We start from the raw sequence: 25231 nt of genomic DNA on the forward strand, positions 1-25231 counted from the left end.
TCTAGCGATCGGGTCAATGTATGGAATTGACGGTGGGAACGACCCTGCAAGGCAACAAGTATGTGGTTCAGGAAGTTTTGAACCAAACCGAGCAGGAGATAACTTGTAAAGCAACTCACATCTACCTCGAGCAAGCAGTCATTCTGCAAACGTTCAACCCAGCTTTGCAGCAACAAGAAACCTTCGCCCCCCTGAAGCAACAGTTTATGGCCGGCGTGCGGTCAATTGCTAAACAAGCCCGTCCTCCGCTCCAAGTTCTAGACTATTTTGAAGAAAATGGGCTACCGTTTGTTGTCGTCCCTTTGTCGTCCTCGCCACCGACCCTCGACAACTGGTTGAAGGCGCCAACTCCCCCCACTGATCTCGCAGTAATGCCCAATACTGGAAGCGAGCGATCGGTCGAACTGACAGCTACCTTGCCGTCGTCATCCACTTCATCATCCACTTCAATGACTGTGGCTCCTATCGTGGAATCTGGTGCTGTTACTAATGCGAGGGCAGTTGTTCACCAACCTGTAGCAACCGAAACCGCGCAGTTCAACGACGGGGATACAGCGCTGAACTCCTCGACGCGCAGCCACACCTACGAACCCATCATCTTTCATCCAACACCTCGTTCTAATACGGCAACTCAGGTGATTGCCACGAAGACGGAGGACAACACTGGGCGTCCTCGATCGCTGTCAAGCCAACCTAAAAGTAAGTTTCCAATCCTGCTGATGGTGATTGCCGTCACCAGTGGACTAGTCGGAGTAGGCACTGGCTTCGCCTTGCGGTTTGCGCCAGCTATGCAGAATCCTGGCAAGACCCCGCGTCTTGGCTTTTTGCAGCGCCAGCAATCCTTTCCCGCCGAAGGCAGTTGGCCCATTCAAAGACGACCGGTTTATACAGTGCCAGAGCCAACGCTCGAGCAGCCGCTCTATCGAGCCGCCCCCCCCACTGACTACCGTGATCCCACCTTCATGCCCTCACCCTCGTTCGACAGCGTGCCCGATTCTGAACCAGCGGTGGAAGAACCACCCTCGCTGCCGGCTCCTCAATCGGCTGACAATCTAAACGCTTCACCTCCCCTTAAAACAGAATCTAAACCGTCCTTGGAACTGGCTCCTTTACCGGAAGTCAATCCAGATCCTTATACCTTGCCTCCAGAGGTAGAGTCACCTCCGCTGATCACCGACCCCCCCACGCCAATCCTACCTGAGCCGAATTCTGACAATCCTGCTCCAAAACCACTGTTTGGCAATTCATCTCGCATCGTTACGCAGTAACGGGGTTAGAGCAGAGTGGGCTAGAATCAATGCTATTGGGTTCAGCCCATTCGCCCCACCTTCTTAATTCCTCAATGGCAGCTTCCGATTTCTCTCATTCTCACCTCAACGCCTATGGGCAGGCTCAGACGGATCAGACAGGTCCGCCTCATTCCGCCGATCGCGAGCCAAATCAGCCCAATGAATTGGTACATGCTCATCCCCATGTTCACAGCGAAGAATCTCTGCGGCGCATTGTTAATCGGCTTTCGCGGATTGAAGGGCATATTCGTGGCATCAAAATGATGGTCCAGGAAAGTCGTGCGTGCCCGGATGTCTTGATTCAGTTAGCTGCCGTGCGTGGGGCCCTCGATCGCGTATCTCGTATGATCCTAGATGAACATCTGACAGAGTGTGTAGCGCGGGCAGCCCGTGAAGGCAAGATTGAAGAAGAGATCGAAGAACTAAAAGCAGCGCTCGATCGATTTTTGCCATGATAGAAATTGCTGTGTCGATCGGCTTGGCAGACAATGACCCCTGCTGTAACCAGACAGGGGCCAATGATTGGGTGAAAACCACCACAAGACGAGCGCACCGTATGAAACCCTCAGCTTTTTACAATTAAACTTGATCTACAACAAAGGCATGGTGACAGAAATCCAGACTGATTTAGCAACAGAAGTAGAGAAGCGGCGCAACTTTGCCATCATTTCTCATCCAGACGCTGGAAAAACAACCCTCACGGAAAAACTGTTGCTGTACGGGGGGGCAATTCACGAAGCAGGGGCCGTCAAAGCCCGTCGAGCACAACGGCATGCTACCTCTGACTGGATGGCAATGGAACAACAGCGGGGCATTTCCATTACGTCCACTGTGCTGCAATTTGAGTATGATAATTGCTGGATTAATCTTCTAGACACACCTGGACACCAGGACTTTAGTGAAGACACCTATCGTACTCTGGCGGCAGCCGATAATGCCGTCATGCTTGAAGATGCCGCTAAAGGCTTAGAGCCGCAAACTCGTAAACTGTTTGAAGTTTGCCGAATGCGATCGATCCCGATTTTCACGTTTTTCAACAAGCTCGATCGACCAGGACGCGATCCGTTTGAGTTGTTGGATGAAATTGAACAGGAGTTGGGGCTACAAACCTACGCCGTCAATTGGCCCATCGGGATGGGTGATCGGTTCAAGGGAGTGTTCGATCGGCGACAGCGCCAAATTCATCTATTTGAACGCACAGCCCATGGTAGTCGCGCCGCCACTGACACGATCGTGGAATTGGGCGATCCCCGGATTGAGGAGTTGTTAGAACAGGATTTGTACTACAAACTCAAAGAAGATCTAGAAGTTCTAGACGCAGTTGGAGCCGAGTTTGATCTAGAGAAAATTCATCAAGGCCAATTAACGCCTGTGTTCTTTGGTAGCGCCATGACCAACTTTGGCGTTAAATTATTTCTTGAATCTTTCTTGGATTATGCGCTGAAGCCTAGCCCCCGCCGCAGCACCCTAGGGGAAGTGCAGCCAACCGATCCAGAATTTTCCGGGTTTGTGTTTAAGCTACAAGCCAACATGGATCCGAAGCACCGCGATCGTATTGCCTTTATTCGCATCTGTTCGGGTAAGTTTGAAAAAGACATGGTGGTGAATCACGCTCGATCGGGTAAAACCGTTCGTCTGTCACACCCGCAACGGTTGTTTGGACAAGAGCGCGAATCCTTGGTAGAAGCGTATGCTGGGGATGTCATTGGACTTAACAATCCGGGAGTGTTTGCGATCGGCGATACTATCTACAGCGGCAAAAAACTGGAATTTGAGGGCATTCCCATGTTCTCGCCAGAGCTATTTGCCTATTTGAAGAATCCCAACCCCTCTAAGTTTAAGCAATTTCGCAAAGGTGTCAGCGAACTACGAGAGGAAGGAGCGGTACAAATTATGTATTCGGTTGACGAAGCCAAGCGCGATCCCATTCTGGCTGCTGTGGGACAGTTGCAGTTTGAGGTGGTGCAGTTTCGACTGCTGAGTGAATATGGCGTCGAAACCCGGGTTGATCCACTGCCGTTCAGCGTAGCTCGCTGGGTTGGCGGTGGCTGGGAAGCGCTGGAGAGAGTGGGACGGTTGTTTAACACAGTTACCGTGAAAGATAGCTGGGGTCGCCCTGTTTTGCTGTTCCGCAACGAATGGAACTGTCAACAGGTGGAAGGTGAACATCCCGAACTGAACCTGAAATCATCGGCTCCTGTGGTGTCTGGGCAGGAACCCGAATCGTTGTAGTTTATCCTAAGTAACTTTATCTTAAGTAAACTGTTGGCTTAAGGTCACTGGGTTATGAACGGTAATTCGCTTTTTGTGAATTGAGATCATCTTGTCTTGCTTCAAGTCGCCCAACAGCCGCGTCACCGTTACGCGAGTAGAGCCGATCGCCTCAGCAATGGCTTGATGGGATAATTTCAGGTCGATCGTGATTCCATCCGGGCTAGGAATCCCAAAATCGCGGCAGAGAATTAGCAAGAAGCTGACTAAGCGCGATCCCATATCGCGGTGTGCCAGGGTTTCAATCATCATCTCGGTTTGCAAAATTCGAGAAGAAAGCCCTTGTAGCATAATCATGGATAAATCTGGATTTTCCTTCAGCGCCTTTTCAACTTGCTCAATTGGCACAGATAGTAACTCCACGGGCGTAAAGGCAACAGCATGATAAAAGCGATCGGCCTTTTGCCCAGTGATGAGCGACAACACACCAAACACGCTGTTCTCGCGCAACAACGCTACCGTAATTTCTTCGCCCGCTTCATACACCCGCGACAGTTTAACAGCCCCTCGCAGCAAAAAGTAGACGCGCTCAGCCGGATCACCAGGAAAGAAAATCGTTTTGCCGCGTTCGTAGGTTTCCACAACTGGTGGAAAGGCACTACCACTAAGTTGACGGAATACATTTGCCAGCGACGGCTTATCTTGTGCCACTACCATGCCCTTCTTCCTAGCCAGTGCCTAAAAAACCTTGCTCAAAAACCCTGAATGGTTATTCTAGTCAGTTTATCGGCAAAATCACCGCTCATGCTTCATGACAATGCTTAATACTTTGCCGAACGCATATTGTTGAACATCATATTAACGCGATCTAGCCCTGTGATAAAACTCTGACTTTAAAACACTAAACTTAACTTTGCCAGAGTTTTTTGTAGCATCAGCTACATAAACCCGATTGATTGCCAATTGAAGCCCGAAAAAATGGAATTTGTCCAGTAAATTCTTGGTTTTCTCCTATTACGATTCATTGCATTTTGAGCTAAATCTTGGCCATTTAGGTATTGATTGAAGCGATCGATAATAGAAGTGGATATGCAAAGCGGTGGATAAAGATCTTTAACACATGAAGCTTTCTAGAAAAAACTTAAACGAGCGGCTAAACCATCTCTATGACGTGATCATCGTTGGCGGCGGTGCAGGTGGGCTATCAGCCGCTATCTACCTTCAACGCTACAATCTCTCTTGCCTAGTGGTCGAGAAAGGCAGAGGGCGATCGTTCTGGATGCAAGAATTGCGCAATTATTTAGGTTTGCCAGCCGACACACCAGGGCGAGAACTATTGCAACGGGGGCAAGAGCATGCGCTTTCTCTAGGAGCCGATTATTTGCGCGGCTATGTTGAAGCCGTCACTGAAGAAACCACTGAAGCCGGAAAGAGTTTTGCTGTCAGGGTCAAAATTGGCAAAACCGACAGCATCTACCCTGTGTTTCGATCGAAATATGTGATTGCTGCCAGCGGACTGATTGACTATCTGCCCCGTTTAGACAACATGCAGAACGTCTACGACTACGCTGGGTATAACCTGCACGTTTGCATGATTTGCGATGGCTATGACATGAATGACAAGCTGTGTGGGCTATTTGTCGGCTCAGAAGCATCGATTAACACAGCCTTTGTTCTCAATTGGTTTACGCCCTACATCACCGTGTTTACCAATGGCCAGGTCGAGGTGGGAAGCGAGATGCGGCAAAAGCTACAGGACCATGGGTTTCCACTCGTTGAAACCCCCATTCAGCAATTTCTAGGTGAAAACCACCAGATGACTGGCGTGGAGCTAGTCGATGGTTCCACCGTAAAATTAGAAACTGGTTTAGTTGCGATGGGGTCGCGCTATCATAGCGAGTATTTAAAAGGACTCGACCTGGAGTGGAAGGGTGGCAATTTAGTGACAGACTCAATGTGCCGCACCTCACATCCTCGCATCTTCGCTGTCGGAGATTTGAAAGAGGGGCTGAATCAAGTGTCTGTGGCTGTAGCGGATGGCACGCTGGCAGCTACTGCCATTTGGCGAGACATTCGCCGATCGTCTCCTCCACGCCGGTGGGAACAAAATCTTTCGATTGGAGCAGTATCGTGACTCAGATGCCAACCCAGATGCCAACTCAGATGCCAACCCAAGCACCCATTCAAACACCACCCATGACGCTGATGGAACTGCAAGCCGAAGTCACTCACCTTCGAGAAGAGCTAAGCCTGCGAGATCAATTGGTGCAGCAGTTGTCCCAGGAGCTATTTCGGCTAGTTAAGAGCAACAGCAAGCTTGTGCCCACGCCTGAGCGTTCGGAACGTCAGCAGGCGGAAAACCAAGCCCTGCGTGAGCAACTGCGTGGAGTGGAAAGCCAAGTAGCGTTTTATCAAGAGCAGCTATCCACTAAAGATGGTGAGATTTACCAATTGCGGCAATCGGTACACGAATTGACCGATCGATCGCGCATGTTAGAGCAAGTTGTTGAAGAACTGCCGCGGGTATACAAGGAAAAATTTGATCAGCGATTGGCTCCTCTCAAGGAAAAAATTGCCCAAATTCAGCGCGAAAACCGTCAGCTTCATGCCGAATTGCAGAGCGTTAGTTATCGGTTGGCGGTGCGCAATCGCCGGGTGTCACAGCTTGATCTGCCCTCGTTTCCACGCATTGGCGGTGGTCCCATTTCAATTCCCTCATTTGGAGGCTAGTAGCTCAAACATGAGAACGGTAGGGGTAGCTTTGAGGCTGCCCCTGTTTTTCGTTAGGATTTAATACTCCTAAAAAGCTCTCAGCAAGCGCGATTGACAGTATTGCCAAATGTGAGTCAAGATGATGAGAGGAGTCGTAAAACTTTGTAAAGGCTGTATTCCATGTCCCTTGAACTGGTGTCGATCGAAACAATTCAGGAGATTGCTCACGAATACGGCTATTGGACGGTTTTCCTGGGAATCATGCTGGAGAACGCGGGAGTTCCCATTCCAGGTGAAACCATTACCCTTGTTGGTGGTTTTCTAGCAGGCAGCGGAGAACTGAGCTACTGGGTTGTCCTGCTGAGTGCGATCGGTGGTGCAGTGCTGGGTGACAATTTTGGCTATTGGATTGGGTATTACGGCGGTTGGACGGTTTTAACACGCTTAGGGCGACTGTTTCGCATTCAGGAAGAACAACTGATCACCGTGCGCGATCGGTTTGCGGAGAATGCGGCCAAGGCAGTGTTTCTAGGGCGGTTTGTGGCACTGCTGCGAATTTTTGCGGGGCCGTTAGCTGGTACTGCCAAAATGCCCTACCTCTACTTCTTAGCTTGCAACACCGCAGGTGCAACCGTGTGGGCTACGGCGATGGTCAGCTTGGCCTATTTCGTCGGGCGTTTGGTTCCCCTAGAGCAGTTAATTGCCTGGGTTGCTCAGTTTGCGATCGTAGCCTTAGTTTTGGTAATTGGATGGGTCGTGCTTTCAGTCTGGTTAGAGCAGCGACGCACCAAGCGCCTAGAAAGCAAGGCTCAATAGCTCATATCCCTTTTCTACTGCTCTACCCATGAAATTTGTAGGTGAGTGTGGTTCAGCTTACTCTGAATCATCTGCGCCAAACCCAGTCATTGCACCAATGCCAGATAAATTTTAATGATATTTAATCTCATTAAGTCGTATAGGATAAATAACGTTACTGCGATGGCACCTCCATGAATACCCTCACTGCATTCGACATATGAAATCATGCAAGGCATCAACGTTTTAGCTGAACAGGAGTTTTCTGAACTACGAAAACACAATTTAAGTCAAGGTACGGTACTAGAACACTGGAATGGATTCGATCGCATTGAAAACCGCGAAAATCCAGTTTCCAAGGAGCATTGTTGGACGATTTCTTTCCGCCCGGAACTCTGCCTGGAGATGATTGATGAATACTATTATGTCGATGTGAATCAACATAGCGATCACTCCGATTACCGGGTTCTGGTGTCTAAGTTTTATTTAGATGGCTGTCATCGAGTATTAACGCCCGATGTTCCTGGCATTCCTGAAGAGTATCTGGAACAGGCAGGGTATAACTATCTATTTTTTCTCCCTGATATTCAAGAAACAGAACAGTTTTTTGCCCATCAACGCCTGCATCTGATTCGGCTAGAAGTTGATCCGAGTTTATTCATCACCTTTGACGCAGACAACAGCCCTTTGCCCTTACCGCTTCAGCGTTTACTGGAAGGGAAGGAAGACGATCGGTTTCACCAGGCAATCGGGCGGATTACACCTGCCATGCAAACTGCATTGCAACACATTTTAGCTTGTCCCTATCAGGGAGCGATGAAACGGCTTTATCTGGAAAGCAAAGTTCTAGAACTGCTGGCGTTACAGATTTATCAGTGGGCGGAAGATCAAACTCGTTCAACGAAGGGAATGGCTCGTCCACTGCGTCCAGATGACATTGAACGATTACACCATGCAAGAGAAGTCTTGATGCAAAATCTGGCGCATCCTCCCTCGCTAATAGATTTAGCGCGACAGGTAGGGCTAAACGATTACAAGCTCAAACAAGGGTTTCGTCAGGTCTTTGGAACGACCGTATTCGGCTATTTGCAGATGCACCGCATGAACCAGGCAAAGCAACTCCTGGCAGATTCCACTCTGAGCGTGGCGGGGGTAGCACAGAAGGTGGGCTACACCAGCCAGAGCCGCTTTTGTGATGCCTTTAAGCGTCAGTTCAACATCAGCCCCAAAGCCTATCGGATGAGTTTGAAGCGGGCGTGATCCCTTTCAGGCAAATAAAAATCCGTTTCGGGCAAAATCCGATCGCCCTGATCCCCTATTCTCATCAAATGAGAGTAATTCTTATTTATGAGCCGCCTGCTTTTGCAGGATGAGGTGGCTTGAAAGGGGACGTGTGAGGAAGTATGGGAAAGACAACAAAACTGCTAATGGGCTTGTGGATTGCGGGATTAGTTGTGCCGATCGCTGTTCCGGTTTGGGCAGGGGAAACCAGTTCAGGCGATGGCAGTTCAACCCGTTCTACTGCATCTGAGTTGCAACAAACTGTTGCACCAGAGAAACTACCGAGTGGGGCAATCCCCCGGCTCCAGGAACGAGAACCGGATGCCTCTACGGTTGAGGAATGGCTGGCTCAGTCCACCGTTCAGATTACGGGCATTCAACTGAATCCGATCGGGGATAGTTTAGAAATCGTGCTGGAAACCACTGGGGAGTTGGCTGCGGTGACAACTTCGATCGTCGGGAATGCGCTGATTGCGGATATTCCCAATGTGGTGCTGGCTCTTCCTGAGGGAGATTCCTTTCAGGCTGCAAATCCCACAGAGGCGATCGCTTTAATAACAGTGAGTCCTCGTGGAGATGGGGTTCGGGTTGCCATTACCGGAACAGAGGCTCCCCCATTGGCTCAGGTGAATGCAAGTTCGCAAACAATTGTATTGAGTATCACACCAGGAACGACAACCGCCAGCACCGCAGAGGAAGCCATTCAGATTATTGCCACCGGAGAGCAGGATGAGGGCTACAATCCCTCAACGGCAAGCACCGGAACCCGCATTGAGGCTCCCCTACGGGATGTTCCCCTGACGCTTCAGGTAATTCCGCGTCAAGTGATTGAAGATCGGCAAATTGTCCGGTTAACTGAACTGGCGGATAATGTTCCTGGTGTGGAACCCTATTCGGGGTATGGTGGTTTGCCATCGAATGACTATTACATTCGGGGGTTTAATACGGGAGAAAGTTTTCGCAATGGCTTTCGGGACTTCACGTTCATCAGCCCCCGTGATCCTGCCAATGTGGAGCGCGTGGAGTTCCTCAGAGGGCCGGCTTCTGTGTTGTATGGGGGAGGGTTTAACCTGAGTGGAGCCGTGAATACGGTTACAGAACGCCCCCTGGCGGAACCGCGCTATGAAGTTGATGGCACGATCGGCAATTATGGATTTTACCGCTCTACGGTTGATCTGACCGGGCCTCTCACCCAAGATGACTTCCTATTGTATCGGCTCAATTTCGCCTATACCAATGCCGATAGTTTCCGCGACTTCAACGAAAGTCAGAGTGTCTTTGTGGCTCCGGTGCTGACCTGGAATATTGGGCCACGCACCACCCTCATTACAGAATTTGAATATCAAAACTATGATTATGTATTCGATCGCGGCTTTCCTCCCGGAGAGGTGTTTTTAAGCTTGCCGCGCGATCGGTTTTTGTTTGAACCTGACCTGAACCGGGCGCAGTTTGATTCATACTACTTTGGCTATAACTTTGAGCATGAATTCAACGATCAGTGGAGAATTCGACAGGGATTTGGGGGATTAGTGGTTCAAGGAAACACAGAAGCGGCTGTCCTTACCAATTTTTCTCCACCCTTTGTGGATGCGGATGGGCGAACATTACAGCGAGAGGCTCAGAGAACAGACGAGTTACAGGAAAATTTTTCTGTCCAAACAGAAGTCATTGGTGAATTTAATACAGGTTCTATCAACCACAATTTATTGTTTGGGGTTGAATATGCTCGCTATAAGTTTGCTTACGATTTCTTCAGTGCCTCGTTAGGGTCGATCGATATTGTTGATTCAGAATATGGGGATGAACCCGGAGAATATTCCCCCAGTTTTTTTGAGGAATATGGCACCCGCAATGTCGGAATTTACTTGCAGGATTTAGTTTATCTAACCCCCAATTTGATTGTGCTGGCGGGCGGACGACTGGATTTCAATAACACCTTTTACCGAGACACCCTCAACAACTCCACCTTTAGTGAAGGCTCAGAAACCGCATTCTCACCTCGCTTGGGACTGGTCTATCAACCCGGTGAAGATACATCGCTTTATTTTAATTGGGCGAATGCTTTTACTCCCACAATTTTTGGCGGTAGAACTCGCACTGGAGAAGCCTTTGAACCCGAACGCGGAGAACAATTTGAAATTGGAGTCAGACAGGAGTTTTTCGGCGATCGCCTGGCCGCTAACCTCGCCCTTTACCATCTCGCCCGTCGCAATGTTGCCACTCCTGACCCGCAAGATCCGAATTTTAGTATTCAAACCGGAGCGCAAACCAGTCGAGGCATTGAACTAGACGTGACGGGTGAAATCCTGCCAGGTTGGAATGTGATTGCCACCTACGCTTATACGGATGCTTTTGTCAGCGAAGATAACGATATCCCAGAAGGCGATCGTTTGGCGGGAATTCCTAGAAACACGGCTAGTTTATGGACAACTTACGAAATTCAAGGGGGTGATTTGCAAGGGTTAGGGTTTGGGTTGGGTTTAGTATATGTCGATGAACGCGAAGCCCAATTACCGAATACAGATGTGCAACTAAATTCCTATTTCCGTACTGATGCCCGCCTATTCTACCGACGCAATAATTGGCAAGCTGCGGTGAATATCAAAAACCTTTTTGATGTTGAGTATTACAACACCCAAGGATTTTTTATTACTCCGCAAGCTCCTTTTACGGTATTAGCAAACATCTCTGTACAGTTTTGATTTGATTCAGCACTATACCATCCCAATGAATATTCTTCGTCAGGCTCGATTCGTCTTTCTGGTTATGCTGGCTTGCGGAATTGTATCAGCTTGTAGTAGTCGATCGGTTCAAACTGCTCCCTCTTCTGAGCCTACTAATTGTCATATCGTCCAGCATGCTTTGGGAGAAACCTGTGTTCCCAATCAGCCTCAACGAGTAATTGCCTTGAGCGTTCCTACTCTAGGTGATGCGCTGGCACTGGGCGTGAAGCCGATCGCCTCTATCGTCTACTTTGACGATCCGCCTCCTTATCTGGCAGAGCATCTAGAATCGATCGAGGTTCTGGGTCAAGAGGAACAGCCTAATCTGGAAAAAGTGCTGGCATTAAAACCGGATCTAATCATTGGCATCAAATATTCCACTGAAGCGATCTACACTCAACTTTCGCAAATTGCACCCACCGTAGTGGATGATTGGGAAGGGTATCCATCTTGGCGAGATCATTTTGATTTTGTGGCTGAAGTCTTGGGTAAGACAGAAGCAGCAGAACAGGTTTGGGCAAATTATCACCAACGGATTGAGTCTCTAAAAGCGGATTTGGGCGATTGGGTTCAAGACCTGGAAATTTCCTTTGTACATATTTGCTGCGGTACGATCGACATTGACTTAAAGAATTCGTTTAATGGCAGCATTTTAGAGGATGTTGGATTACGCCGTCCTCCTGCCCAGGCTGTCCCTGTTGAAGGAGGAATTACGCTGCTCTCAGAAGAACGATTAATGGATATTGACGGGGATGTGCTGTTTGTTGCAACAGACGGCAATGAATCTGCACGTAAACTGGCAGAGTTGAAGCAAAACCCATTGTGGAATCAATTAAGAGCCGTTCAGCAAGATCGGGTATATCCGGTGAACTATCCGACCTGGAGGGGTGGAAATCCCCTTGCAGCGGATGCAGTCATTGATGACTTGTTCAAACATTTGGTGAATTAGGAGGGTTCAGCCCTCTTCCGTTACTGCTTCAGAGCCTTCAGCCACTTGCTGCACTGCTGCCAGATCCAACTGTAGCTGTTCAGCAATTTGTTCCACCGTCAACCCCATCTTCAACAACAGCGGTACTACCTCCAGCTTGCCTTCTTGGCGACCTTCTTCTAGAGCATCTTGATAAACCCTGGTTTGCTTCAAATCATCCAATCTCAACATGGCTGCAATTTCCTCCCGGCTCAACTCAGAAAATTTGTAAACCAAGATTGTCTCTATTAATTCTATGAACTTTTCCTGTATTTCAGCATCATTAATCTTTTTTCTATGCATACTTTCATCGTTATTTGGTTAGGGCAACTGGTATCCACAGTGGGCAGTTATATGACCAGCTTCGCCCTAACTTTGTGGGCATGGGAAATTACCGGATCGGCAACGGCATTAGCATTGGTAGGATTCTTTTCCCAATTGCCGCGTGTGTTCGTCATCCTCTTTTCGGGCGTGATTGTCGATTGCCTCAATCGCAAACATTTAATGATCCTGGCAGATGCGATCGCCGTTCTTTCCAGCGTGTTTATTCTAATTCTGTATTTCATTCACGCCTTGCAAATTTGGCATCTTTACCTGATTGGAGCCATCAACAGCAGTTTTGGTCAAATGCAACAGCTTGCCTACACTACATCCCTGACGCTATTAGTCCCACCCCAACAATATACACGGGTCAGCAGTATGGGATCGGCTCTCAACTATGGCCCTGCTATTTTCGCTCCAGCTTTAGCAGGAAGTTTGTATCCCGTGATTGGATTGGGCGGTGTTTTGCTGATTGATATTCTTACCTTTTTTGCAGCATTTGCAACTTTAATTGCAGTTCAAATTCCTCAACCAATACAAAAAACAATGCAGAAAGACGATCGCATTTGTCTTAAAACCATTTGTCAGGATATTCTCTTTAGCTTTCAATATGTTTTTAAGCAGGCGAACCTGCGGATGTTGTTGCTGTTCACCAGTGCCTTTTGGATGATGCATGATCTGGGTGAGGCCATTTATGTTCCGATGATTCTGGCGCGTACAGATGGCAGTGCGGCTGTTCTTGCCAGTGCTTCAGTTGCGGCGGGAATGGGCGGGGTGACGGGGGCAGTAGTTGTCAGCGTTTGGGGGGGAACCAAGCGGCGCATCCGGGGATTACTGAATGGCATGATCGGAGCCGGAATCAGCAAAACGATGTTTGGCTTGGGACGGATTCCGGCAGTGTGGGTGACGGCTCAGACTTGCTCCTCACTCAACTTTCCCCTCCTCAGCAGTTCGGAAGATGCCCTCTGGTTCGCCAACGTGACACCAGAAATTCAGGGACGAGTGTTTGCTGCCAGTACTCTGATTTTGCAAGGGTGTTCTGCGATCGCCACCCTGATTGCCGAACTTTTAGCCGATCGCGTCTTTGAACCAATGATGCAGTCCAACAGTCAGGTTGCGGATCTCTTTGGCCCGATCGTCGGCACAGGCGCAGGGGCAGGTATCGCTTTGTTGTATATCCTCACCTCGATTGGCTTATTGAGTGTGGGAATTAGCGGGTATCGAATTCCTCAATTGTGGGCACTAGAGAAAACGGATTGACTTTCTCCTCAGCCGTTCAGGGAAGCTAAGAGTTAAATCAGATAATCCGTAGCGCAGGCATCTTGTCTGTCAGAGTGACAATCGCCCAATCGCCTATATTCTTTAACTAAAAATATTCTCTAGCTAGAAAAGTCTCGGTAAGGATTGTAAAACCCGGAGCAGGAGCAGGACGATTTTTTTAGCTGTAGCATGGCGTGATATCGCCGCTCAAATTCTGGGCGAGTCAGGCGATCGCCACTTTCCAGCGGAGGTAGATGGTTTGCAGAACTAGATTGGGGGTTGGGGAATGGTCTGACCATTAGGCTGTCTGGAAAACTGCTAGATACCGCTCACTGTAGCCACTCTCTAGCAGGAGTCATGCGTCATGCTTGGAGGAAAGATGAGTGTGCAGATTCCCTCTGTTGTCTTATGCAGCAGAGATTTTTTCACACATAAAGACTTGGTAAGGGCCATTCGTGACCCTTACCGCTGGCGGAAAAGAGGACTTAGCGGCTTACATCATGCCCATACCACCCATACCACCCATACCACCCATGCCGCCCATGCCACCCATGCCGCCCATATCGGGTGCACCAGCCGCAGGTTTTGGCTCAGGTTTTTCTACTACCAAGACTTCAGTTGTTACCACCATACCCGCGATCGATCCCGCATCTTGCAGAGCCGATCGCACCACTTTCGCCGGATCAATGATGCCAGAGGCAATCAGGTCTTCGTACTCACCAGTCAAGGCATTGTAGCCATAATTGAAATCCAAGTCTTTTACTCTCTGAACAATCACCGATCCCTCAGCCCCAGCATTATCAGCAATTTGCTTCAACGGAGCTTCCAGAGCCTTCATCACAATATCGGCGCCAATCCGTTCTTCCGAATTCAACTGTTCTTTCAGCGATTGCAGCTTGTCTGCTAGATGAATCAGCGTTGCTCCACCACCAGGAACGATGCCTTCTTCAACGGCTGCCTTCGTTGCATTCAATGCATCTTCTAGGCGCAGCTTGCGGTCTTTAAGTTCTGTTTCGGTAGCCGCTCCTACCTTAATCACCGCCACACCACCAACCAGACGAGCCAAACGCTCTTGCAGTTTCTCGGCATCATACTCAGAATCGGTTTCAGCCAACTCGCGACGAATTTGGGCAATCCGCTTTTCCAGCGCTGCTTTATCTGGGGCTTCCGCCACGATCGTGGTTGTATCTTTGGTGATAGTGACTTTGCGCGCCGTGCCCAGCATATCCGTCGTTAAGGTGTCGAAGCTGAGTCCAATTTCTGGAGAAATCACCTGCGCACCTACCAACACCGCAATATCTTGCAGCACCGCTTTACGTCGCTCTCCAAAGGATGGCGCTTTCACCGCTACAGCACTTAACACACCTCGCAAACGGTTCACCACTAGCGTTGCTAGGGCTTCCCCTTCCACATCTTCGGCAATAATTAGCAGCGCTCGCCCTTCCCGAGCAATTTTCTCCAGGACTGGAACCAGATCTTGAATGCTACCAATCTTTTCACTGGTAAGCAGAATAAATGGATCTTCCAGTTCGCTGATCATGCGCTCGGCGTCGGTAACAAAGTAGGGAGAGATATAACCCCGATCGAACTGCATTCCCTCAACCAATTCCATTTCGGTGGTCAGTGATTTCGATTCCTCTACCGTAATCACTCCATCGCGCCCCACCTTATTCATCGCTTCGGCGATCAACGCCCCCACTTCGGGGTCGCTACCGGCTGCAACAGTAGCCACTTGTTCAATGGCATTGCCCTCAATGGGTTTCGCAATGGCTGCAATTTCATCGAGAATTGTGGCGATCGCTTTCTCAATCCCGCGTCGTAACGAGACTGGATTACTGCCTGCCGCCACGTTCTTCAGTCCTTCGCGAATCATCGCCTGCGCCAACACCGTTGCTGTAGTAGTTCCATCGCCGGCCAGATCTTTTGTCTTGGAAGCAACTTCCTGAATCAGCTTTGCTCCTGTATTTTCTAGAGGATCTTCGAGTTCAATTTCCTTGGCGATTGTGATGCCATCGTTGACAATTTGAGGTGCACCAAATTTTGACTCTAGGACAACGTTTCGTCCCTTTGGGCCCAAAGTAATCCGTACAGCATCGGCTAAGGCATTGACGCCACGTTCCAGAGCCTTACGCGACGCTTCATCGAATACAACTATTTTCGACATAGGTTTCCATGTAGATCTCTCCAATGTATGAATTTAGCACTCTAATTTAGCGAGTGCTAAAACTTTAGTGGAGGGAATGCCGTACTTAGACAGCACAGAACTTTTTTTAATCACAAAAAATGCTAGCTGCGAGGGCTTGAAATCCAGAAAGCCCGATCGTCTAGCTAACATTCAAGGGTCAGTTAGTTGGAGGCAGTGTCTAGCAGATCGCTTGGACTTAACCCATGTTTGCGCTGGGCCGCCACGATTGCCGCTTGAGTCTCGGCAGTCATCATGCCACTAATCTCTCCAGAGTACAATCCTTCATCTCGCAAACGGCGCTGCAATTCAGCGACACTATATCGCCCTTCATCTAGATTTTGATTGAGGACTAATTGCGCCTGTTGGGTCTCTAGTTGGGGTTGCGGCGGTTGGAGTCCTGGCTGCGGATTGGTGGGAATCGGCATGGTGGGAACAGTAGGCACAACTGAAGTAGGCATAGCCACAACATTGGGAACAGTAGTGCCTGGAATGGTGGCATTCGGATCAGGTAACGGCGTCGTAATTGGGTCCGTCGAGGTTGGGGTCATTGCCACAACATTGTTGGGATTGTAGAGGTTGGGATTGTAGAGGGCTGAATTGACTTGTGGCCCGGCAATGCCATCGATCGTTAATCCTTGTGCCTGTTGAAACGCAATGACAGCCGCAGTAGTTGTCGCATCATAGGTTCCCGTTACTGCACCTTGATAATATCCAAGGGCTTGCAAGCGAGTTTGCAGTTCACTCACAGCTTGTCCACTGTCACCTATGCGCAGCAGATTGCCCTGCGCCACCGTCTCGCCGCTTGAAAAAGTTGAATGGCTAGCTTGAGGATCGGTCGGTTCACGAGTCGCTTCCGAGGGAGCGATCGGCTGCTGTATTTCTTCACTGGGGCGGCGCAACGTGTCTTCAGTGCTTGGGCCCACAATGCCATCTGCTTCTAGCCCATTGTTGCGCTGAAACTGCATGACGGCTGCTTCTGTCGCATAGTCAAAAACTCCAGAGAAATCGCCGTTATAGTATCCCAATTCAGCCAACCGTTGCTGTAGTTCTGCAACCTGTTCGCCTTCATCATTAAGTTGAATGGTGTTTTGCGCAACCGATCGATTGGTGATAGGCTCACCACCACTTGGTTCATCGATCGATCGAGGAGATCCGCCCCATTCGGCTAGCGCTCGAGCCGTTGCCGGACCCACAATGCCATCTGGCTCTAGTCCCATATCTTGCTGAAATCGAATAACAGCGTCGTGGGTTTGCGGCCCATAGTATCCAGAAATTTCGCCGTTGTAATACCCCAATTCGGAGAGACGACGCTGAAGGTTGATTGTTGGCTCGCCACCGTATCCCACTTCTCGTTGGGGTGGATAGGGCCCCGTTTGAGCCTGTACCCCATCGGACATCGTGAAACTAGCAGCACAGACAACCATAAACGCGCCTAACATCAGGACATAATCAAACCCACACCCCAATCGGAATGAGGGCTGACACTTCGATTGATACAAAGAAGGGACAAGGATCATGCTTGGAAAACTCCTTAAAATATCTGACTGACTATACTCACTAATGAAACGATCGGCTGACATCCCAATTCCGTGGCTTTCGGTAGCTTGAACGATTGCTTTGGTGATTCATCAACGGCTGTCACAAACTTGGGTGCATTGCTTGAACAACGTTGTTTGCTCTTTTTCCACTGATAGCGTATTAACCACCTCAAAAACTGAAGAAAACTCCAAATATGGAGTCACCATTGTTATACAACCAAACTCATTTTTTGAGCAGTAATTTTAAGCCACTTCTACAAATTTGGTACAACTGGCTTTCAAGAAGTTAGATAGAGAAGCTGAATTCAGTAGACTGGAGTCAGGATCTGTGAGATCAAACTCTTCAGGACCTAGTGTGCATTGCTGGCACTTTTAAGCGGGTATCGTCGTCGTTTGAGATGGCTAGGTGTTTTGACAACTCCACTGTTCATCGTGAAACTCGCTCGACCTACTGACCATCTTTACCAAATGGCTCGATCGAGCACTTGGTTCGAACATTGCCCTTCAAAATTGCGGACAGATTTGCAACCGTAATTTGGTACAGTCATTAACTGTAAAAATTAGTAAAAAATCGTTGCTTTTGCTCTCCAGGGACACTTTGTTATGGCACACCGAATGCGTTTAATGTCTTCTCTGTTGTCTATTGCCGCAATCGCGGGATATGGGGTTGCCATCTCTCCGCTGCCATCTCAGGCCCAAGGCACACCCGGATTAACCATTTTTAGTGGGGTTGAACGCGAAAATCAGTTGGGCTATCGGATGGATTTTTTTGGGCGACCCGGAGCACGCGATCGCTATCGTCTACGAATTCCCCGTGACAAGATGACGGTGGCGGTTTCAGAATTTTTTGTAGACTATCCTGAAACCTATCGTGGTCGCTTTGACCCCAATGCTGTGCGCTTACAGGTGAATGGAGATCCTGTGGATCTCGATGAAGTGATTTGGGATGCTGAAAATCGAGTGATTAGCATTTATCCTACGGAACCTGTACCAGCTAATACTCGCATCGAAATTGTGCTCTCGAATGTGCGAAACCCAAATCGGGTAGGAACCCATTACTTCAATGCACTGGTGGTTGCTGCTGGAGATATTCCAGTTCGGCAATACCTTGGGACTTGGATTTTGTCGATTGGCCCTAATGATTAGGCAATCGGTGGGACTTGGATTTTGTCGATTGGCCCTAATGATTAGGCAATCGGTTTGACTCCAACTCTAGGCGTCTCGATCGGAGAATGATATCATGATAGACTGTGGCTTTTTGAAGCGAAATGCTTAAAAGCTGGATTTTTAGAGCACAAATAAACCCGGAGTTGGAGTAAACACCTATGACGAAGCGGACTTTAGAGGGAACCTGTCGCAAGCGCAAAAGAACATCAGGGTTTCGAGCACGGATGCGAACTAAGACAGGACAACGGGTTATCAAGGCTCGCCGTCGTAAGGGGCGGGCACGGTTAGCTGTTTAACTATTGGAACCAGTGTCAGAACATCTCTGATTTAGTGGATTGTGACTTTACCCAACGTTCATCGCCTGCGACATCGACAAGATTTCAATACGGTTTATCAGTTGGGAATGAAGCGAACAACGCCCCATTTGATTTTGAGGGCGCTGCCACCAATCATTCAAAACCCCGACGCAGCATCAGATTTATCGCAATCAGATGAATTCGAGCCGCCGACTCGAATCGGCATTTCGGTTAGCCAAAAGGTCAGCAAACGCGCCGTTGTGCGTAATCGCATTAAGCGACAACTTCGGGCTGCCTTACGCCGATTGCTACCTGGGCTAATTCCTGGTTGGCAGCTAGTGATCATTGCAAAGCCGAATGCAAGCGAGTGCGATTATGAAGAATTTCTGCGAGAATTAGAGGAGTTATTGATAAACACTGAGGTATTCAATGGCCATTCGGGAAGAAGTCTACTATGATGGCGGCCCTCATATTGGGGATCTCATTATTAATTTATTAGTAGGACTAACAATCGTTGGATTGCCTTTAACCATTGGTGCAGTGGTTCGGGCCCTTTGGCTGCGCTATCGCATTACCGATCGGCGAATTTCAGTGACAGGAGGGTGGATGGGACGCGATCGCAGTGACATCATTTACTCGGAAATTGTGAAGGTGGTGACAGTTCCTCGCGGATTAGGAACTTGGGGCGATATGGTGCTCACCCTCAGAGATGGCAGTCGATTGGAGCTTAGAGCCGTCCCTAAATTCCGCGAAGTCTATGAATACATTAATCAAAAACTTTCAGCAAAGGCTCAGAAGGTAAGTGGGCCACTGGGACGACAAGATAGCTAGACTGGAAGCGATCGCCGCCATCCGTTATAAACCCATCCAGTGTTTGCGGCGGCTATTTTGCCCGCCTGCTTAGGTTCTGGAAAGAGCCAGATGGATGCAGTTTGCGATCGGCAACCTTTAGAATCGAATTTAGATAAATTTTCAGAGTCGTAGGTAGACACATCGCATGGATTTTGGCGTCGGATTTCTTTCTAATAATGTAATGTTGCCAATCCTGGACTTTTTCTACGGGATTGTGCCTAGCTATGGTCTGGCTATCGTGGCTCTGACATTGGTTATCCGCTTTGCTCTCTATCCTCTGAGTGCAAAGTCCATTCGCAACATGCGGCAGATGAAAGTCGCTCAACCTGTGATGCAGAAGCGAATGAAGGAGGTGCAGGAGCGGTACAAAGATGATCCAGCAAAGCAGCAAGAGGAAATCAGCAAAATCTACAAGGAGTTAGGCAATCCCTTAGCTGGGTGCTTGCCGGTTCTTGTGCAGATGCCAATTCTATTTGCGCTATTTGCAACTCTCCGAGGATCGCCGTTCTCAGATGTGAATTACACAGTGAATGTTCAGATTCTTCCACGGGAACAAATTACGCAAATTCAGCCACAAGCGTTTGTTAGTAACCCTCAAAATATTTATGTGTCCGATGGAGTGCATGTGCCGATTGCGGCAGTCATTCCCGGCGGAAATCGTCTGGTGGTGGGTGAAAAAACTGACATTCAGTTCCAGTCTACGAACGGTACACCGCTCAATGAATTGCTAGAGCAATACCCTGAAACAGAAATTATTCCTTCGTGGAAGATTGTTAAGGGTGAAGAGTTAGTACAGTTTGACGAAAATGGCAACCTTGAAGCTTTGGCTCCTGGCGAAGTCACCTTGCAAGGAACGGTTCCAGGCTTGGCAGCAAACAAGGGCTTCTTGTTCATCAAAGCCTTGGGACGGGTAGGAGCGTTCGACCAGAATGGCAACATCAACTGGGACATTTTGGCAATGGTGCTGTTTTTCGGGGTCAGCCTTTATATTAATCAGTTACTATCTGGGCAAGGCTCAGCCGGAGCTAATCCTCAACAGGCGGCGGTGAATCGCTACACACCCATCATTTTTTCTGGGATGTTCTTATTCTTCCCCTTGCCGGCGGGTGTGTTGATGTACATGTCGATCGCCAACATTTTCCAGACGCTGCAAACTTACATTCTCTCTAGAGAACCGTTGCCAGAGCATTTGCAGAAAATCGTGGACGCAGAGGAAAAGAAAGGCGACGATCGATCGGCGTTACCCTTTGAACCAACTCGCAAAAAAGAGACCGACGCAGCGAAAGCAGAGGCGAAAAAGCCTTCTACGTCTGCCGCTAAGAAGGAAACAGCAACAACCGCTCCCAAGAAAGAGCCGAAGAAAGATTCTGGACGCTCTAAGAAGAAGGGTTAGGTGAGTGATGGATGATGAACAAATTCAACACGGACGCCAATGGCTGGAAACCTTGTTAGCGCTAGCTGGTTTGAATTCTCAAGTTCATGTGGATGCTGACAAGCTCCTCACCGAGGGAAGCTGTTGGCTCACAATTGATGATACAGCCCTCTCATCGGCTCAAATTAATGCCTTGACAGGTGAGGGGGGCATGGCCCTGGATGCCATTCAATACCTTGCTAACACGACGCTGAACTTGGGACGGCCCGAGGAATCACAAACAGCATACACCATCGAGTTGTCAGGCTACCGGGTGCGGCGTCAAGCAGAATTACAAGCGTTGGCCGAACAGGCGGTACAACATGTGCGTGACACAGGTGAGGAATACGAGATGGTAGCACTATCAGCAGCAGAACGGCGTCAAGTGCACACTTATCTGAAAGGATTTGACGATCTAGAAACATTTAGTCGTGGCAAAGAGCCCGATCGCCGCTTGGTGGTGCGTCCAGTTTAAACAATGGAGGAAAGCAGGGATGGAGGCGATCTATATTCCTCAATTGGCTAGAGCACCGCAGCAGACTGAGATCCTTCAGCTTCGTGACTATTTACCCGGTTTGGACACGTTAACGCCAGTCCAAGGAAGAATGACGGTGCGGCATTGTGGCAATTATTTAGAGATTATGGCCCAAGCCGAGGCAATCATGACCCTTACTTGCGATCGCTGTCTACAGCAATATAACTGTCGTGTGGCGGTTGATACATCTGAACTGATCTGGCTTCAAGAGGAACCTGAGTTTACTGAAGAAGACGATTTAGAGCGGGAAGTCGCGTTTGATGATTTGGTAGAATCGCTGCCTCCCCAAGGTCACTTTAAACCCGACGAATGGCTTTATGAGCAGTTTTGTTTGGCCCTGCCGCAACGACAACTTTGTGATCCATCGTGTCCTGGCATTCCGTCCAACTCTGCGGCTGAACCTACCTCGGTCGATCGCCGCTGGGCTTCGCTAGAAACCCTGAAAAATTATTTGCCGAACGAACAGAATTAATGATGAGTAAGTCTTAAGGGTAAGATTTGACGTTGCGAATTAATCGATGATAGGTAATAGAAACTGGAGATAATGGTTGCAGGAGTTGGAGAAATTTTGCGTCGTTGCTCCTGTTGCTCTGTCCTCTCGTATGCACGCTCATGGCCTTTAACGACGATTTTGAACTTCTACTGCGGGCGCGTTATCCGCTGATCTACATTCCAACTCGTGAGGAAGAACGAGTGGAAGCTGCCATTGCTCAGTCTGCTAGACAACTGGGCGATCGAAGTTTCTATATTTGGGACTTTGTCGATGGCTATCAGGGCAATCTGAACGATGCCGGGTTTGGGCGGCGCAACCCCCTGCAAGCATTGGAGTTTGTTGAAAAACTGCCAGCCTCTGTCGCGGCTGTGTTGGTACTACGGGATTTTCATCGGTTCTTGGATGATGTATCGGTCGCACGTAAGCTGCGCAATTTGGCACGGTTGTTGAAGTCTCAACCTAAAAATCTTGTGATTCTCGCCCCGCAAGTTGCGATTCCAGAAGATCTCAGTGAGGTCCTTACTGTTCTAGAATTTCCGTTACCTCATCGGGATGAAATCCGGGCTGAACTAGAGCGACTGCTGTCGGCAACCCGGCAGTCTTCGTTAGAACCCAGAGTGTTAGATGAACTCGTGCGTTCTTGCCAGGGATTATCAATGGAGCGCATTCGCCGAGTGTTGGCAAAAGCCATTGCTACACACGGCAACATAGAAGCAGATGATGTCGATCTAATTTTGGAAGAGAAACGGCAGAGCATTCGACAAACTCAGATTTTGGACTTCTATCCGGCAACCGAACGCATTTCCGATATTGGCGGATTAGATAACCTCAAAGATTGGTTGTTGCGACGGGGCGGAGCTTTCTCGGAACGAGCGCGGCAGTATGGCTTGCCCTATCCACGGGGCTTGCTGCTGGTGGGAATTCAGGGAACGGGGAAATCTCTAACGGCAAAGGCGATCGCGCATCATTGGCACTTACCGTTACTGCGACTTGATGTGGGTCGATTATTTGCAGGATTGGTTGGAGAGTCGGAATCGCGCACTCGGCAGATGATCCAACTAGCTGAAGCGTTAGCCCCCTGTGTTTTATGGATTGACGAAATTGATAAAGCCTTCGCTGGCATTGACGGAAAGGGTGATTCCGGCACTACTAGCCGCGTTTTTGGTACATTTATTACCTGGCTCGCCGAGAAAACCTCACCAGTGTTTGTGGTGGCAACCGCCAATAATATTCAGGCACTTCCTCCAGAAATGCTGCGGCGAGGTCGATTTGATGAAATCTTTTTTGTGGGGCTACCCAGTCAGGAGGAACGGCGATCGATTTTTGCAGTACATTTATCACGGCTGCGAGCACATAATTTGCAAAGCTATGACCTCGATCGATTGGCTTACGAAACTCCTGATTTTTCGGGAGCAGAAATTGAACAAATTTTGATTGAAGCGATGCACATTGGCTTTAGCCAGAATCGTGACTTTACCACCGACGATATTTTGGAAGCGGCGAGTCAAATTATCCCGCTAGCGCGAACGGCGCAAGATCAGATCCAACTGCTGCAAAACTGGGCCGCTACAGGTCGGGTGCGTTTGGCTTCCAGACAAGCAGGATTAAGTAGTCGAATTCAGCACCAATCTCTACAATAGTCCTTACAATAAGGAATCCCTGAGACGTGTATAAATCTGTGTCAATGACTTGGTCTGGATTCAGTAAGTTAATTCTTGGCGTACTGTTGGCGATCGGAATTTTGTTTGGAACCGGAGTCAGCCTCACCCGCTACCTCATCGGACGGTTAGCCACCCCACCCCCAAGACCAGTATTCGCTAATGATCCCTCCCCTGTGGTCAGCCCTGTGACCACCGCTACAGAAGCCCCACCCCCTGAAGAACCGCCTTTGCCAGAGGAAGCTGCTCCGGTCAGTCCTTCTCCTGTCGCTGAGGAGGGTTATACAGCGCGGGTAATTCAGCCGATCGGGTTGATCTTGCGGGATCAACCCAGTCGCGATGCCGTTCAAGTGGGAGGCATTGAATTTAATCGAGAATTAACCGTGCTTGAGACTAGCTCGGACGGCGAATGGCAACGGGTTCGCCTAGGTAATGGTGCAGAAGGGTGGGTGAGAGCCGGCAACACAGAGCGGTTGAACTAAGAATGAGGTAAAGATCTAGGTAAAGACGAGGGCTATTTGTACTCGATCAGTTGATTGGTTTGTCCTCGCCAGCGATTCCAATGAAACTTCAGTTGTCCTACCACATTGGGAAATTTCCCGCCCACACAGGAAACAGCATATAAGATCGCATCACGATCGTCTAAACCACGCTGTTTACCATAGCGGTAGACGCGATAAGTGCTGAGAGGATAAGCCGCCAGCAAGCCTAAGCTCCAACCATGAGTGGGGATTGCTAAGCTGAGAGCACTCACGGGGAGGACGAGTCCCCATAGCCAGATACTGCGACTCTCTTTTACCCAGTGTCGTTCTGGGCTGTTTCCGTGTAGGAAAGCACCTTCTGCATAAGCATGTCCAGCCCGCAGAAACCGCTTCCACCATTGCTCGAAGCGAAACATTTGGGCATCATGCAAGGTCATCTCAGCATCTAGGCGAAAAATCTTCCAGCCCAACTGCCGTAACCGCACGCACAGTTCTGGTTCCTCTCCGGCAATTAATGTGGGGTTAAATCCACCCGCTTGCTGAATTGCTACCACTCGCATCATGGCATCACCACCACAGGCTTTAGTCTCTCCGATGGGAGTATCCCATTCCAGATCGCAAAGTCGGTTATATACAGATTTTTCGGGATAACGTTCTCGCCGTCGCCCACAAACAACTGCCACCTCTGGATGAGCAATCAATTCGGTACAGGCACGATCGAGCCAACCAGCTACAAGCTCACAATCGCCATCGACAAATTGAACAAATTCTAGAGCGGGTTGGAGTTGTACGAGTCGATCGAAACCTGCATTGCGAGCGCGGGCAGCGGTAAATGGAATCGACAAGTCAAGCTCAACTACGTCTACACCCAGGGATCGGGCGAGTTCAACGCTGCCATCGGTAGAGCCGGAATCAACATAAACAACTTGAGCCACTTGTTGCGCGATGGCAGAGGTTAAACATTGCCGTAGTCGTTCTCCTTCATTGCGTCCGATCGCAACGACACCCACTTGCTTCAAGGTTCTCCTCCTTGAGAATTGGAATCTAGACGTAGA

At 49.1% G+C, this 25231-nt stretch carries 24 protein-coding genes and 2 pseudogenes; 19 read left to right on the top strand and 7 right to left on the bottom strand.

Annotation, left to right across the window (positions count from 1 at the left end):
* Positions 1-20: 20 nt before the first annotated feature.
* The 3 genes from OXH18_RS11135 (at position 21) to prfC (ending at position 3521) form a co-directional block, all read left to right on the top strand.
* On the top strand, positions 21-1268 hold the full coding sequence (locus tag OXH18_RS11135) for a serine/threonine-protein kinase (protein ID WP_268612856.1): 1248 nt from the start codon (positions 21-23) through the stop codon (positions 1266-1268).
* A 74-nt stretch (positions 1269-1342) separates the two neighbouring features.
* Positions 1343-1744 (top strand): metal-sensitive transcriptional regulator, encoded by a 402-nt coding sequence (locus tag OXH18_RS11140; RefSeq protein ID WP_268612857.1) that lies wholly within the window; start codon positions 1343-1345, stop codon positions 1742-1744.
* 148 nt (positions 1745-1892) lie between these two features.
* Positions 1893-3521 (top strand): peptide chain release factor 3, encoded by a 1629-nt coding sequence (gene prfC, locus OXH18_RS11145; protein WP_268612858.1) that lies wholly within the window; start codon positions 1893-1895, stop codon positions 3519-3521.
* Positions 3522-3542: 21 nt separating this feature from the next.
* Here prfC and ntcA read toward each other — a convergent pair whose 3' ends face one another.
* Positions 3543-4217 (bottom strand): global nitrogen regulator NtcA, encoded by a 675-nt coding sequence (ntcA, locus tag OXH18_RS11150; protein WP_268612859.1) that lies wholly within the window; start codon positions 4215-4217, stop codon positions 3543-3545.
* Between the two features lie 403 nt (positions 4218-4620).
* Between ntcA and OXH18_RS11155 the strand changes: the two genes are divergently transcribed.
* The 6 genes from OXH18_RS11155 to OXH18_RS11180 all read left to right on the top strand — a co-directional run bounded on the left by OXH18_RS11155 (position 4621) and on the right by OXH18_RS11180 (position 11960).
* Positions 4621-5634 (top strand): NAD(P)/FAD-dependent oxidoreductase, encoded by a 1014-nt coding sequence (locus OXH18_RS11155; RefSeq protein ID WP_268612860.1) that lies wholly within the window; start codon positions 4621-4623, stop codon positions 5632-5634.
* A gap of 29 nt (positions 5635-5663) precedes the next feature.
* Positions 5664-6230 (top strand): Npun_F5560 family protein, encoded by a 567-nt coding sequence (locus OXH18_RS11160; protein ID WP_315874705.1) that lies wholly within the window; start codon positions 5664-5666, stop codon positions 6228-6230.
* 162 nt (positions 6231-6392) lie between these two features.
* A complete protein-coding gene (locus OXH18_RS11165) occupies positions 6393-7028 on the top strand; it encodes a DedA family protein (protein ID WP_268612861.1) in 636 nt (211 codons plus the stop codon).
* A gap of 207 nt (positions 7029-7235) precedes the next feature.
* On the top strand, positions 7236-8267 hold the full coding sequence (locus OXH18_RS11170) for a helix-turn-helix transcriptional regulator (RefSeq protein ID WP_268612862.1): 1032 nt from the start codon (positions 7236-7238) through the stop codon (positions 8265-8267).
* A gap of 143 nt (positions 8268-8410) precedes the next feature.
* Entirely contained in the window at positions 8411-10990 is a 2580-nt protein-coding gene (locus OXH18_RS11175) for a TonB-dependent siderophore receptor (RefSeq protein WP_268612863.1), read from the top strand.
* Between the two features lie 25 nt (positions 10991-11015).
* Entirely contained in the window at positions 11016-11960 is a 945-nt protein-coding gene (locus OXH18_RS11180) for an ABC transporter substrate-binding protein (protein WP_268612864.1), read from the top strand.
* A 6-nt stretch (positions 11961-11966) separates the two neighbouring features.
* Here OXH18_RS11180 and OXH18_RS11185 read toward each other — a convergent pair whose 3' ends face one another.
* Positions 11967-12170, bottom strand: coding sequence for a hypothetical protein (locus OXH18_RS11185; RefSeq protein ID WP_268612865.1), 204 nt, complete (start codon positions 12168-12170; stop codon positions 11967-11969).
* Between the two features lie 45 nt (positions 12171-12215).
* A pseudogene (locus tag OXH18_RS25495) lies at positions 12216-12281 on the bottom strand (hypothetical protein); the annotation flags it as partial.
* Here OXH18_RS25495 and OXH18_RS11190 point away from each other — a divergent pair.
* The gene (locus tag OXH18_RS11190; RefSeq protein WP_268612866.1) at positions 12276-13559 is read left to right on the top strand and encodes an MFS transporter; all 1284 of its coding nucleotides are present in this window, start codon (positions 12276-12278) and stop codon (positions 13557-13559) included. The pseudogene OXH18_RS25495 and the gene OXH18_RS11190 overlap by 6 nt on opposite strands.
* A 170-nt stretch (positions 13560-13729) precedes the next feature.
* Here the strand turns inward: OXH18_RS11190 and OXH18_RS11195 are convergent.
* From OXH18_RS11195 to OXH18_RS11205, 3 genes and pseudogenes are all read right to left on the bottom strand, one after another.
* Positions 13730-13858: pseudogene (locus OXH18_RS11195) on the bottom strand (Uma2 family endonuclease); the annotation flags it as partial.
* A 194-nt stretch (positions 13859-14052) separates the two neighbouring features.
* Positions 14053-15723 (bottom strand): chaperonin GroEL, encoded by a 1671-nt coding sequence (groL, locus tag OXH18_RS11200; RefSeq protein ID WP_268612867.1) that lies wholly within the window; start codon positions 15721-15723, stop codon positions 14053-14055.
* Between the two features lie 182 nt (positions 15724-15905).
* Positions 15906-17261 (bottom strand): peptidoglycan-binding domain-containing protein, encoded by a 1356-nt coding sequence (locus OXH18_RS11205; RefSeq protein ID WP_268612868.1) that lies wholly within the window; start codon positions 17259-17261, stop codon positions 15906-15908.
* 624 nt (positions 17262-17885) lie between these two features.
* On the opposite strand from OXH18_RS11205, the gene OXH18_RS11210 reads away from it, so the two are divergent.
* The 9 genes from OXH18_RS11210 to OXH18_RS11250 all read left to right on the top strand — a co-directional run bounded on the left by OXH18_RS11210 (position 17886) and on the right by OXH18_RS11250 (position 24176).
* Positions 17886-18428: a DUF2808 domain-containing protein gene (locus OXH18_RS11210; protein WP_268612869.1), complete on the top strand. Its 543-nt coding sequence runs from the start codon at positions 17886-17888 to the stop codon at positions 18426-18428.
* Between the two features lie 179 nt (positions 18429-18607).
* Positions 18608-18745, top strand: a complete 138-nt coding sequence (gene rpmH, locus OXH18_RS11215) for a 50S ribosomal protein L34 (RefSeq protein WP_268612870.1) — start codon at positions 18608-18610, stop codon at positions 18743-18745.
* 41 nt (positions 18746-18786) lie between these two features.
* Positions 18787-19203, top strand: coding sequence for a ribonuclease P protein component (rnpA, locus tag OXH18_RS11220; protein WP_268612871.1), 417 nt, complete (start codon positions 18787-18789; stop codon positions 19201-19203).
* Positions 19175-19576 (top strand): PH domain-containing protein, encoded by a 402-nt coding sequence (locus OXH18_RS11225; RefSeq protein ID WP_268612872.1) that lies wholly within the window; start codon positions 19175-19177, stop codon positions 19574-19576. Before rnpA ends, OXH18_RS11225 begins: the two co-directional genes overlap by 29 nt.
* A gap of 166 nt (positions 19577-19742) precedes the next feature.
* Positions 19743-20990, top strand: a complete 1248-nt coding sequence (gene yidC / locus OXH18_RS11230; RefSeq protein ID WP_268612873.1) for a membrane protein insertase YidC — start codon at positions 19743-19745, stop codon at positions 20988-20990.
* A 7-nt stretch (positions 20991-20997) separates the two neighbouring features.
* Positions 20998-21483 (top strand): Jag family protein, encoded by a 486-nt coding sequence (locus OXH18_RS11235; RefSeq protein WP_268612874.1) that lies wholly within the window; start codon positions 20998-21000, stop codon positions 21481-21483.
* A 19-nt stretch (positions 21484-21502) separates the two neighbouring features.
* A complete protein-coding gene (locus tag OXH18_RS11240; RefSeq protein WP_268612875.1) occupies positions 21503-22015 on the top strand; it encodes a YceD family protein in 513 nt (170 codons plus the stop codon).
* Between the two features lie 140 nt (positions 22016-22155).
* Complete coding sequence (locus tag OXH18_RS11245; protein WP_268612876.1) at positions 22156-23676, top strand: AAA family ATPase; 1521 nt, start codon at positions 22156-22158, stop codon at positions 23674-23676.
* A 44-nt stretch (positions 23677-23720) separates the two neighbouring features.
* On the top strand, positions 23721-24176 hold the full coding sequence (locus OXH18_RS11250) for an SH3 domain-containing protein (protein ID WP_268612877.1): 456 nt from the start codon (positions 23721-23723) through the stop codon (positions 24174-24176).
* Between the two features lie 32 nt (positions 24177-24208).
* Here the strand turns inward: OXH18_RS11250 and OXH18_RS11255 are convergent, their stop codons facing one another.
* On the bottom strand, positions 24209-25195 hold the full coding sequence (locus OXH18_RS11255; RefSeq protein ID WP_315874648.1) for a glycosyltransferase: 987 nt from the start codon (positions 25193-25195) through the stop codon (positions 24209-24211).
* Between the last annotated feature and the right edge of the window lie 36 nt (positions 25196-25231).

Source organism: Thermocoleostomius sinensis A174, from assembly GCF_026802175.1.
In the GTDB taxonomy this organism is placed as follows: Bacteria; Cyanobacteriota; Cyanobacteriia; order Elainellales; family Elainellaceae; genus Thermocoleostomius; species Thermocoleostomius sinensis.